The 12,744-nt window shown below is 50.9% G+C and carries 8 protein-coding genes; 1 reads left to right on the top strand and 7 read right to left on the bottom strand.

Going from position 1 to position 12,744, the window contains the following annotated elements; translation table 11 throughout:
• Window positions 1-13: 13 nt before the first annotated feature.
• From LA756_RS00285 to LA756_RS00270, 4 genes are all read right to left on the bottom strand, one after another.
• Complete coding sequence (locus tag LA756_RS00285; RefSeq protein ID WP_224437889.1) at window positions 14-538, bottom strand: hypothetical protein; 525 nt, start codon at window positions 536-538, stop codon at window positions 14-16.
• A gap of 100 nt (window positions 539-638) precedes the next feature.
• Window positions 639-3,842, bottom strand: a complete 3,204-nt coding sequence (locus LA756_RS00280) for an efflux RND transporter permease subunit (protein ID WP_224437888.1) — start codon at window positions 3,840-3,842, stop codon at window positions 639-641.
• 83 nt (window positions 3,843-3,925) lie between these two features.
• Window positions 3,926-5,008 (bottom strand): efflux RND transporter periplasmic adaptor subunit, encoded by a 1,083-nt coding sequence (locus LA756_RS00275; protein WP_224440448.1) that lies wholly within the window; start codon window positions 5,006-5,008, stop codon window positions 3,926-3,928.
• 1,049 nt (window positions 5,009-6,057) lie between these two features.
• Window positions 6,058-7,587: a TolC family protein gene (locus LA756_RS00270; protein WP_224437887.1), complete on the bottom strand. Its 1,530-nt coding sequence runs from the start codon at window positions 7,585-7,587 to the stop codon at window positions 6,058-6,060.
• A 708-nt stretch (window positions 7,588-8,295) separates the two neighbouring features.
• On the opposite strand from LA756_RS00270, the gene LA756_RS00265 reads away from it, so the two are divergent.
• Window positions 8,296-8,748, top strand: coding sequence for a response regulator (locus tag LA756_RS00265; RefSeq protein WP_224437886.1), 453 nt, complete (start codon window positions 8,296-8,298; stop codon window positions 8,746-8,748).
• Window positions 8,749-8,803: 55 nt separating this feature from the next.
• On the opposite strand, the gene LA756_RS00260 is transcribed toward LA756_RS00265, so the two are convergent.
• The 3 genes from LA756_RS00260 to LA756_RS00250 are packed head-to-tail and all read right to left on the bottom strand — an operon-like array spanning window position 8,804 to window position 11,552.
• Complete coding sequence (locus LA756_RS00260; protein ID WP_224437885.1) at window positions 8,804-9,511, bottom strand: ABC transporter ATP-binding protein; 708 nt, start codon at window positions 9,509-9,511, stop codon at window positions 8,804-8,806.
• A 3-nt stretch (window positions 9,512-9,514) separates the two neighbouring features.
• The gene (locus LA756_RS00255) at window positions 9,515-10,741 is read right to left on the bottom strand and encodes an FtsX-like permease family protein (RefSeq protein WP_224437884.1); all 1,227 of its coding nucleotides are present in this window, start codon (window positions 10,739-10,741) and stop codon (window positions 9,515-9,517) included.
• 22 nt (window positions 10,742-10,763) lie between these two features.
• On the bottom strand, window positions 10,764-11,552 hold the full coding sequence (locus LA756_RS00250; RefSeq protein ID WP_224437883.1) for a hypothetical protein: 789 nt from the start codon (window positions 11,550-11,552) through the stop codon (window positions 10,764-10,766).
• Window positions 11,553-12,744 lie beyond the last annotated feature (1,192 nt).

Here is a 12,744-nt window from a genome sequence, read left to right as displayed (position 1 = left end):
GCGTCAGTAAAGATTAATGATCATGGTCATGTTCGTGATCATGTGCAACACTTCCCCGATATTGCTTCTCGCCAATCGTAACTACGAGTTGAGCTTTTGCCCCTTCGGCATCTAAAGCTTTTGCCAACGCAGGATCACTTGATGCAAACTCGGAAGACTTTCCTGCGGTAGCATCCACCGCAGGCAGCTTAAATTGATTTCCTTGGCCATCCATGGTCACGTTTATCGTGATCTCAGGTGAAGAAGTATTAACTGGTGCTTCAGCATGTCCGTCTAACAGGTAGATCGTGACGGTGCCCGCCTCGTCATTGTGAACCAACTCCGCATGATATTCTTCATTTCCGAGTTCGATCAGTGTACCATGGTGGGGACCTTCTGTGGGATGAGCATGTTCATCACCACGGTCATGGCCATCTCCTTCGGAATGTTCGTGCTCGTCCGCTCCTCCGGATGCTTTGGGAGACCCGTTGCAGCCAATCAAACCGACTCCAAGCACTATCGCGAGCATGATACTCGCCAATGTTTTCAATTGTCGCATTTTCAGTAATCCTTTGAGAAACACAAATGTGAATGAGCCATTCGGAAACCCCAATCGATCGCTGACTCGAAACGATCCGAGGCGAATTAGTTCTTCCTAGCTAGTCGGCGTGTGCGAATGTTGCTTGATGCTCTTCCGCCTCTTCGACCAGTTCGACGCTAGAATCTTGACCTTCAACAACTCGTTTTGCAGCGCCTGTTCCCATCGTCCAGAACAGGGCTGGCCGGACCAAGAATTCCAGCAGCGTACTTGTAATAAGTCCGCCGATAATGACCGTCGCTACCGGGTAAAGAATCTCTTTCCCTGGCTCGCCTGCCGCCATTGCCAATGGAACCAGGCCGATGCCTGACGTAAGTGCAGTCATTAACACAGGAGCCAAACGATCCTTACCTGCCCGAATAATCATCTGTTTCGACCAGGACTCTCCCTCATACTTTACGAGGTGCAGATAGTGGTTGATCAGCAGAATCCCATTCCTTGAGGCGATGCCACACAAGGAGATAAACCCAACCATGCTAGCAACGGTAAGTGTCTGCTCAGTGATGTAAAGAGCGGCCACAGATCCGATAAATGCCATCGGTAACGCAATCATCACTTGAAGTGAGAGGTTGGCCGAACCAAACATTTTGTAAAGCACGAAGAACATCCCTGCCATGGAGATCATAAAGAGAATCGCAATCATCCGAGAAGCAGATTGCTGGCTCTCAAATTGACCGCTGTACTCTGTGAAATAACCCGTCGGGAGATTCGCCTCGAGGGGCTTTAGACGATCACGAATATCTTCGACAACATCGACCAAGCCACGCCCACTTACGTTGCATTGCACGATAATTCGCCGGCGAACCTGTTCGCGATTGATCGTATTCGGACCGCTTGACTCATAGATATTGGCGACATCTTCGAGTTTGGTTGTCCCCCCGCCTGGCAATTCGAGCACGAGTCGTCGAAGTGCACCAAGATCCTCACGATACTCTTCGTCGAGACGTACCAAGAGATCAAATGTCCTTTGGCCGTCGAGCACTTCCGAAACGACTTCCCCTTGCATTGCTGTTTCTACAAACTCGTTTATTTCCTGTCGACGTAGCCCATACTGTTCCAGACGGTATTGATTAGCTTCGATGCGAAGCTGCGGGATGTTAACTTGTTGCTCTACCTGTAAGTCGCGAACTCCTTCGATGCCAGAGATAGTAGCTTCCATTTTCTTGGCTTCTCTTCGAAGCACATCCAAATCGTCACCGTATAGCTTGATCGCGACTTGCGCCTTCACTCCGGAAAGCATGTGCGATATAAGATGTGCTAACGGCTGTTCAACCGCTGTGACGATACCCGGAATATCTGCCATCGCCTCGCTGATTTCGTCAATGACCTCCTCTCGCGAACGTTCCGTGTGAGGATCGATGGTTGCGACGAATTCAGTAACATTTACTCCTTCGGCGTGTTCATCTAACTCTGCACGGCCTGTCTTTCGGACAAAAGCATCGATATCGTTGATTTCCTGCAAGCGGCGTTCAACGCGAGCTGCGACTTGATTCGACTTGGCAAGCGATGTACCCGGCGGAAGGACGACATTGATTTGGACGGCACCTTCGTTGAATGGAGGCAAAAAGTCACTCTCCAAGCGAAACATGCCCCAGCCAGCAATCAAAACTCCCGTAAATGCGAGGGCAAGAATTGGCCAAGCTAGTTTTAGACTTAGGGCCATTACTTTATCCGCTATCGCTTTTAGAACACGAAGTACGAATCCATCATTCTCACCATGTCCAATCTTGGCCGATCCAAGCAGCCAATAGCTTAGGACAGGAGTTACGGTAAGCGACACTACGAGAGACGATACCAGTGATACGATGTACGCTACGCCAAGGGGAGCAAACAAACGCCCCTCCATTCCGGAGAGAGCGAAGAGCGGCACGAAAACAATGACCACAATCATCGTCCCGTAGACGATAGAATTTCGGATCTCACAACTCGCTTGAAACACCACAAGCAAGGGATTCTTTGGATTATCCGCATGGCGGTTCTCGCCGAGACGTCGGAAGATATTCTCGACGTCCACAATGGCATCATCCACCAATTCACCAATCGCTACGGCGAGGCCGCCAAGCGTCATCGTATTGATGGACAATCCAAATGTCGCGAAGACCAGTGCAGTCATCACGATCGAAAGCGGAATGGCAGTAAGCGTGATAAAAGTCGTCCGAAGATTCATAAGGAATAGGAACAGAATAATAACCACTAGTATCCCACCATCGCGCAATGCCTCGACGACGTTCTCAATCGCAAGGTCAATAAATGCCTTTTGCTGATAGAGTTCGGGCAACATGGTTACATCTGTTGGAAGCGACGGTTTTAGTTCGTCCAATGCTTCGATCACCTTTTCGGTAACCAGTCGGGTATCAGCATTCGGCTGTTTGAGAATCGTCAAGACGACAGAGGGGCCGCCGAAGAATTCACCTTCCTGATCTCGTGCATAGGCAGCACTGTCCCCGCGTTTTACTTGGGGGCCCTCAACAACGCGAGCAACTTGAGCCAGTCGAATCGTCTGCCCGTCACGATGAGCGACAACAATGCCTTTAATTTCTTCGAGAGTCGTGACACGGCCCAATGATCGAACGAGTAGTTCACTGGGGCCTTGTTCGTCAAGGTATCCCCCAGCCGTATTTTGATTGCTTTCGCTCAGCGCTTGTTTGACTTCATGCAAAGTCACGCCGTAGCGTAACAAGCCATTAGGATCGACAAGGACTTGGAACTGCTTTCTGTCACCTCCCATTACAATGACTTGAGATACACCTGGGATGGTTAGCAGCCGTTGGCGGACAACCCAGTCCGCCATCGTTCGAAGTTCCATGGGAGGTGTTTGGCCATCCTTGCTTACCATGCCCATAATCATGATCTGCCCCATGATTGAGGAGATCGGCATAAGCTGAGGTTTGGTCCCAGGAGGCAATCGGTCGGTAGCGAGAGCCAGACGCTCGGCAACAATTTGCCGATCATTGTAGATGTCGGTTCCCCAGTCGAATTCGACATAGATTACGGAAAGCCCGACACCCGACTGAGTTCGTACGTCCTGAACGCCAGTGGCCCCATTGAGTACGGTTTCAAGCGGGAATGTGATGAGCGTTTCAACTTCTTCCGGCGCCATTCCATGAGCCTCGGTCATGATTACGACACGAGGGCGATTCAAATTTGGGAAAACATCGATCGGCAAGCTATAAGTCTGCCAGCCACCATAAACAAGCAGAAACACTGCAATCGCAATAACCAGCACACGATTCTGAAGTGAGAAACGAATAATTGCATTGAGCACGATCTAAACTCCGAAGCAAACTGAGCGTTGGTAACCATTTCAAGCACTAACTGGTTCAGGCATGAGTAACCTGAACGTTGACACTAGTGGTTGTGACCAGCGTGGGGATCGACACCTCCGCCAGACTGGTTCTTCAGAGTTAAATGCATTTCATAGGCACCCTTTGCCGCGATGACATCGCCCGGAAATAGTGCACCATCGTTTGCAATTACGACCGATGTTTGATCGCGGAATTTCACATGGACTGGCACCTGGTCGAAATGATCGCCATTTTGCTGATAGACGTATTTTTCCGCCCCTTCCTCAACCACTGCTTCTACCGGAACGACAATCTCTCCCTCCCATTTCTGAACCGGAACATGTAATTCCATGCGTTGTCCTGGTTTGAATCGCCATTCCACAAAATGCTGACCATTTACAGTCCGCGCGGAGACAATCTCATTGGGCAAAGCCAGGAAGAAGCGAAATGCTCGAGACTGCGGATCAATATGGTCCGACAGATACAACACCTTCAGGCCATTGATTCGATCCGCTTCCTTGCCGGCGACGAGTAGTGACGCTCCGATGTCCCATTGATTGTTTGCTGCATCACGAAGACGAACAGCATCGTCTTCAAATGCTCGTCCCTCGATATAAAGTTCACAGTGGTCGGCAATTACTCCAAGAAGTTCACCTGCTTGCACTTGCTGACCAACGCGGGTCGGTAGTTGTTGCACGTGGTAACTATGGGATTCAATACAGCTTTCGCTTTTTTCTCCATGTTCTGGTGCGCGGATCACAAGATTCTCGAGTAGCGTCTTGGTTTCCAAAATATTACCAACCTGCTTCTCATTAAGCCCATGAAGCAAGAGAGATTGACGCTCAGCTCGAAGCGAAGCTTCTAACTTCTGCTTTTCGTATTCCTGTTCTAAAATGCGTTTTCCTGCCACGACCCCTTCCGCCAGTCCGCTCAATCGCGCAAGCTCACGATTGACAACGATCAGTGATTCCGCGGTTCGAATCAGATCGCTTTGCGCCGTGACAAGTTCTTCGTGGGTTAAACGTATTTCAAATAAAGGGCTGCCTGGCTCTACGGAAGCCCCTTCGACGGGATAGATCTTGCTGATCACGCCAGTCAGTGGTGCCGAAATGTTGAGTAGCGTTCGGCCAGGACGTTCGACCACCATTGCCGGCACCGTAACGCGGCGAGAGTAGGTTCCCAGTTCAATCGTGAGTGGCCTGAAATCGATATTCCTTAGGCCTCGTTCACTGAGTTCCACGGTCGTGGCCTCTGAGTGACCGGCATGATCATGTCCAGCGTGATCATCGTGTGTATCGATTGATTCCTTCTCACTCTGCTGGGCAGTCTGGCTCGCCCAGAGCTGCTTGACGTGAGGCAACCACATCGAAGAAGTGGCAGCTGCGACTATCAGCACAACGAGAAGCAGTGCGATGCTCCATACCCAAGGCTTGATACCTAGCGCGGTAGATTTCATGTGTCTTACCCCCCTTGCAGCAAGCAAGGGACTACGTGGATGTTAAATCAATTCGAAAGAGGGTTTGCGGTGGAGTGACCATGCGGACCAACAATCCACTCAAACAACGAAATTCGCAGCGTCAGCGGACGCAAGAATCGAGCGAATTAGATAAGAAGGCTCTGAAACTGGATATAGACCGGGGGCGCTACGCGCCAGCTTAAGCTTAGATTTGGAAGAGCAAAATCATCGTTCGAACTGAGGTTTCCATTCAGCCCCACGATGCAGCGGGAATCAAAATGAAGCTGTGAACTAATTGATTTGCTTAGCGCAAGATGTCCATCCAAGTTGGTCGCCGAGAATACACAATCGACATCGCTACATGGACTAGGATGCGAGTGATGATCACCATCTTCGGTATCGTGGCTCGGGGCACTCTTAGCGTGGTGATGTGAGCACGCATGAGTTGCCGAAACATGTTCCACGGAAACCACATCCGCTTCGGATTTGTCGCCTACGCTAAAGACCGAAGAATGTGGATGATGAGCGCAACAACCCACAATGGCATGCCATAGCATGACCAAGAGTGTGATTAAGGTTGTTGAAAGCGACATCTACTTCTCCCACGTTTCGATTATTAAGCAATATTATCACCAGAAAGTCTAATCAGACAACCTCGATTGCCGCCGTAGGGCGATTTTATAGTTCCAATTTGAGTCGACTCCGGTTGCATTCAGAAAAAACATAGCCAAATGGTTGAACTATTGCTGACTGAAAGTCTGCCCTCGCAATCCATCTCCCAGCGACGAAGTGTTAGTTTGATCCAAGGCGCCTGTGAGAAGCAAACCGTCCACTTTTGCCTGTGACTGGGCCAGACTCCCTAACGAATCCAGATAATTAAGGTTAGTATGGAAATAAGTCCTTCTCGCAATTAGAGTTTGGATGAAGGAGAACTCACCTGCCTCGTAGGCCTTTTCGGCAAGGTCAAGGGTCTCTTGTGCTTTCGGAAGAATCTGCTGCTCGAAACGTTGGACGGCAAAGTTAGCTGAATCATATTCTTGAGAAACCTGCGCGAGCCTCGCCTTGAGCGACATTTCGACTCGTTTCAACTCGTGAGTCGCACGGCTGTACTCGTTAAATGCCGCAGAGACATTCCCTCGATTGTCATTGAAAACGGGAATGGGAGCACCAACCTGCAATTGAATTAGCCCCGAGCCTGTGGAATTATCCACACCGGCCTGAAGGTTCGCGGTGACATTAGGAATTGCTTGAATTTCCTGACGTGACATATTGGATCGAGCTTGTCGAATTCGGCTGTATGCAGACTGGATCTCAGGACTCTCCATCGCGAGCGTAGCGTAAACGTCCTCCCAGTTTGGCCCTGCTTGAGCCACGCTCAACTCCCCATCAAGCTTGGACGGTTGTAAATCGGCGATACCTGCAACGGCAGCCATTTCTTTCCAGGCTGCTTTCCATCGATATTCTGATTTCTGACGCAAGACCTCAACTTCGTTCAACTGAATCTCTGCTTGCAACACATCCGCCCGAGCAGCCTCTTTAGCGTTGAAACGTCGCCTTGCTAAACCTACCCCCCTAAAAACGACTGCATGAAATTCATCGATCATTTCCATTTGTCGCTGCGCAACCAATGCTTGGATAAATTTCATGCGTACGTCGGTTAGTACGCGATACCGCTGCGACTCCACGTCCCAGCGTTGAGCTTCTACGGAGTGGCCCAAAATATTCTGATTTAATGCAAGCTTATCGCCAGTAACAAATTCTCGTTGGACGTACACCAAGTGCTGATCCGTCCCCTGATCGGCAAGTTGATTCGCAGCATACCCGACTTCAGGGTTTGCCGATCGGCCGACCTGGTATTGGTAGTCCTGCTCCGCCTCAGCTGACGCTGACAGGGCACGAATCGACGGATTGTTAACAAGTGCCAAGTCCTGAATCTCTTTTAGCGTCATTGCCTCCTCTGTCACCTGAGGTATTGGAATCGCCTCGCTTGCATTTGTCACATGGGCCGTTTCAAGGAGATTGGTGGATTGAAAATCGACCAATTCCACACCATTCCTCTCAAGTGATGCCGTATGGTAGCTTTCAGGTGAATTATTGAGCACAGAAGTCAGTGATGCCTTCAATTCACTTGAAGATGCGACATCGGTTGCAATTGGTCCACGTTCCTGTTGGATCGCATTCTGAGACGCACCCGTTTGGCAGCCCGCTATGCTCACAACTCCCAGGGATGCCATGATCAGACATCGAAGACTTTCCTGCGTGATTTTCATACCAAGATCCTTGCTGATTTAGGTCATTTAGACTGGGGCATATTGCGGGTCATTAACTAACTTAGGTGAATCTCGACATCGACATTGGAATTGATCGGTAACCGCGTTTAGGTAGTTTCACCAATAACAATTGATCTACGGAAAATTGAACTCGAAATCCGGTATCCCAATTCGGTCTTTTCTGCTATGAAATTGGGTCAGTTGAAAACTTTCACCAACGTGGCAGGACAAATAAAATGCTATCGAGCAAGCAAATTCGTAAATTAGCCGCCGTCGGGCTAATTGGGATGTTGCTGCTTGCGACATTTTTACCGACTTGCCACTGCATGCCTTCCGGCATGTCAGTAGGGAATCAGTGTCTCGCCTGTGAGCGGAACTGTTGTGACAATGCTCCCGGTAGCCAGCCATCCAAATGTGCATGTCAATCAGGTATCTCGTCTCCAGTTGATCGAATTCAGCACGAGAGTCCTCCGAATATCTTCCTGGGGCACTACGTTTGGCATTCAAAAAAAGAATGCTTGGCCCGACCCCGGGGGGTTGATCTTGATACCTGCCATTACAACGCACTTGATGCACTAGATCGCTGCATCTCTCTCTCGCGATTTTTGACTTAATCAATCGGAATTCAAGTTTCGTTGATTTTGTTAACCGCTTGGTAATCCACCAGAATTGCCATGCGCTCAGCATTGGATTTACGCGAGAGTCATTATGTTTCCCTATATTCATTTTTCGTTTCTGCACCACCGCCGCATGGGCACGACAGAACGAAGTGTTCGTCAACCGAATACATTGGCATCTGTTCCTATAGCGATTCTTCTGGTCGAGTTTCGCGATGAAGTATTTGCAGCCATTCGCAGCGAGATTGAAAATCCAGAGATTTCGGTTACTCGTGCGAACTCGACAGAGGCAGTTGTCCCTACTTGGCGTCAGCGCAAGCCTGGCCTGATTCTCATCAATGCCGAAATGCCAGATGAATCTGGGTTTCTCGTCTCTCTTAAGCTCAGGATGCATGGTTTTCAAGGAGGCCTTTGGCTTTACTCAGCCCATGCCGCAACCGCAGCGCGTGGCTATCAGGAGTTTTGTCAGGCAGATCGCTTGTTCTGTTACGGTGGCGACCTGCGAGCACTAACTACGGAAATCAAACGATTTCTCCAGCCGTGAATGAAGCAAGGCCACCGAAGCCCTACTTCTCCACGGTGCGGGGGATAACGCAGTATTATGCGGCGGAAGCACGATGCGACGGCATTGACCACGCTTCGCTACTTTCCGCTAAAGCGCCATCGACTAATGTCAAACGACGCGTTGCCCGCTGGGCAACGCTGGGGTCGTGGGTAACTACCACCAACGTTCGGCCTTGTTGATGACATTCATCAAACGTCTTGAGGACAACCTCACGGCTAATCGGATCGAGATTTCCGGTCGGTTCATCCGCCAAGATAATTTGAGGATCGTTTACCAAGGTTCGTGCCAAAGCCACACGCTGTTGCTGACCGACACTCAATTCCGAAGGCTTGTGGTGGAGTCGTTCCTCTAGCCCTAGGTGGGTTAACAGTTGCGTAGCCCGTTCCTGCTGGAGTTCCGCGGACATCGCGGAAAAGCTCAGTGACACCTGCACATTTTGTAGTGCCGACAGGTACGGGATCAGATTGAAGCTCTGGAACACAAAGCCCATCTTCTGACCGCGTAACGCCGAGCGCTGCGTTACCGATTGCTCGTACAGCGAGACATCGTCGACCAGCACACGACCCGTCGTCGGTGAAAGCATGCCTCCGAGCATCGAAAGCAGCGTCGTCTTTCCGCTCCCGCTCGGACCAACAATCGCTACGTAATCTCCATTTTCGATTTTTACGCTGTCGCAACGAAACGCCGTCAACGCTTGACCGCGTCGCGTGTACTCCTTACTGATTGTTTCAAGTTGAATCATGGGTTAAACCTCCCGGAAACAGATGCATGGATCGAGGTGAGCAGCTTTTTGGGCAGGCCACCAGGCTGCGATAACTGCGACGAACGTGGCAATCAGGACGGAAAGCATCGAAGTGCCCAGCAAAGGGCTGATCGATACGCCCGCCCAGACGGGGCCAGCAATCACGGCCGCCACAACTCCGATCAGGCATCCCAGCGTTCCCGCTCCGAGACCCAAAATTAGTGCCTTGCCGAGAAATAGTTTCTGGATGTAACTCGGTGTAGCACCCAGGGCCATGAGCGTACCAATCTCGCGACGACGTTCTCGTACGTTTGCCGCGATAACTCCAGCCAAACCAACGCCTCCGACGATCACTAAGACGGCCAGAACAATCCACGACGTCTTGGCCATCAGTTGGTTGACACCAACCTGGGTTTCGACGACCTGTAAAATCGTCACGACTTTAGCATCGGGCAGAAGCTCACGAAGCTGCGGCACCAGGCCACCGGCTGCATCTTCACAGCAGCCAACAATCTCGATCGCATTGCAAGTGGAATCTTTCTTCCAGATTCGCTGGATCGAATGAAGGTGGGCGAAGATCCGACCATCATCCACCGTGCCCGTGGCAGGTAGGACACCGATCACGGTAAACGTTTCATCGATCAGCTTCAGGCGATCATCCACGTTGCAGTTCAGCTTCTTGGCGATATCAGCTCCAAGGATGATCGCGTGCGTATCGAGGTTCTGGATCGCTCGATATTTGACCAAGGCCTCGGGAGACTTCAAATCGTCGGTTGTCGCGACGTTCGCCTTGAGGCAACAGCCAGAGTCGGTCGGGTTCATGAACGAGGTCGTTGCCTGCCAAGTTGCCAGCGTCTCGACCTCGGACTGAGGAAGAATCCCCGTAATTGCCACCGAATGCCCATGAAGTTCTGTGGTAACGTTTAACCGCGGGGAAACCTGCTCGATACCGGATAACCCGGAGAGAAAGACTTCCGCCACATACTCCTCAGGAAGTGTGCCGCCATTTTGGTCGGCCGCATAGTAATCTTGAAGGGTCGCCTCCTTGGGTAGCACGAGGATATTGGCTCCCAAATTGGTCAATTGGTTCGCTACCGCCTCTTCGGAATAAACCGTAACGTGTCGGATCGCCACTAACGCAGCGACCCCTAAGAGTATTGTCAGGCTGTTGAAAGCGACCGTTGTCGGCCGCGATTTCAACTCTTGCCAGATTAAAGAACGAAGGTTCATCGTTTTTCCCTATCTAATGAGCTTAGCGGCGTGTGGGAGTAGACTGCGATGCCTGGGCTGAAGCGGAGTGCTTGCAGTTGGGATCTTCACAGCACTGGCCAGCCTTGTGGATTGCAGCGGCGATCTGATCGGCCGATGACGTACCATTGAAGTGGCCAACAAGAACGCCTGGTGGTGCAATCAGGGCGGCATAAGGACCTTGAACTTGGTTTACATCGACCTTGAGTTGCTGCATCAGTCTCGCTTCGGCTGTGTTCTGGACATTCAAGGCGACCAGTGCCATGCGATCCTTGAATTGCGAGTCTAACTGAAGGGCGCGTACTCCGGCTGGAACGGCAGCCTGTTCTGATTGGGTCAGGCACACGAACACGAGCTTTTGATCCTGCAACTGCTTCATACACTCCATCATCACGGGAGGCACGACGGCCGCGTCGAGATTAGCATTGGCAACCTGCCTGGGGAACAATCCTGTAACGGCACCGTTGGGAGCGACGGCCACGGTAATCGGCATCGGGGCTCGGCTGACGTTGAACTGCTCCGCCATTGCCTGCCCCTCAGGGGCCGTCACACTCGCCGCGGCCATCGTGGTCTGCTGGCCGCGACTAGCCACGGTTTGCTGCACGGCCTGTAGCATTTTCTGTGTTTGCGGAGAATTATCTCGGTAGAAAACGACGAAAGTAAACTTTCCGGCCTGCTGGGCTTGTTGCAGTGTAGCGCTGAGATTTCCCTGAGAAGATTGGGCAAAGCTAGTTCCGCTGTGGATGGAAATCAAACAAGCGATGGTCAGGCATACATGGATGATGGTCTTCATCTCGATTTCTTTCTGATGAATTGGCTTCAATGGTTTTGATGTGGGTTGCCAATAGGACTGCGCATGGGCGTCTAGCTCCAATGGCTCTTGGTCGTTGTGCAATAACGATTGGAAACAGCAACTAAAACGTTGCGGTTGGCCATCGTTCAACGGAGAGTGCTGATCCTCAATCGCAAGCTGTGGTGATTAAGTCAGCAGAGCCTGCTAAAGTGTGAGCACAGCCAGGCAAAGATGGAGGCGCAGATCGCCCTGAGAGTTCGGCAGCGCCAAGCACCGACGACTTCGCCGATGGAGCGAAGATGGAATCGCTATCGACGTGAGGGACGCATTCCAGCCATCGAGACGCGCTGGTGAAAGCAGAGTCTCATTCAGGCCGATCGAAGGGGACTCACTCAAAATAAATGGGCACTTATGGCTGCCACATCCGAGGCAGTCATGTTCGCCGTGCTCGGTGGTCTCTTCGGCCAAGGAAGAATTCGTGGCTGGTTGGCAACATAGATCGACACCCCGCTTTCGTGCGTGCGCATCACAACACGTGCAGCAGTTGGCATGAGATGCATCCAAGTAGACAAGCTCGCAAGCGTTTACGCAACGAACGCAGCAGCCAATGACGCAGTGAACAATCACTGCGACAAGTGCTATTATTGCTGTCGCCCTGCGAGGCATAAGAATCATCCCAATAAAACTGCTACAAACGGACCTGTCGGATTTATCGACGCGGAACCAGAATTGACTGGAGAGTTTCCGCCGCAAAAAGTGAAGCTCTGAAAAAACAGCTCAATTAAGTACAAACAGCGTCGCGTGGTAGCAATGTTACTTACCGGGCTAGGGTAGCAAACGTCGTCTTAAAGTCAGAGAGGGATTTCACCGATCCTTCGACAATAGTATTTGACCACACGCGTGAGGCTCTAACGTATCCTAACTCCTTTATAACGCTAGGCTTGAAGCCTCGGCATTCATCTTCAGTTCTTTTGGTTTTGTTGACTCGACTTGAAACAGGACACTCAGTCACCTATCATTCAATCGAGCAACCTTACTCTTTTTTTAGATATACTCTTGGCATGAGCCACTTCTTCACTATTTTGATCGCGCTACGCGTTATCTTCTGCCCGCTCTTGTGCGAAGTGCAGGGATGTACGCCGATGCGCGCCCTTCTTAGTGAAGATCAAAACCTGGCGACACATCATGACAC

Origin of the sequence: Bremerella sp. TYQ1 (assembly GCF_020150455.1) — a bacterium.
GTDB lineage: Bacteria > Planctomycetota > Planctomycetia > Pirellulales > Pirellulaceae > Bremerella > Bremerella volcania_A.
Note: the sequence above shows the minus strand (reverse complement) of the source record. Positions and strands in the feature narration are given on the sequence as shown.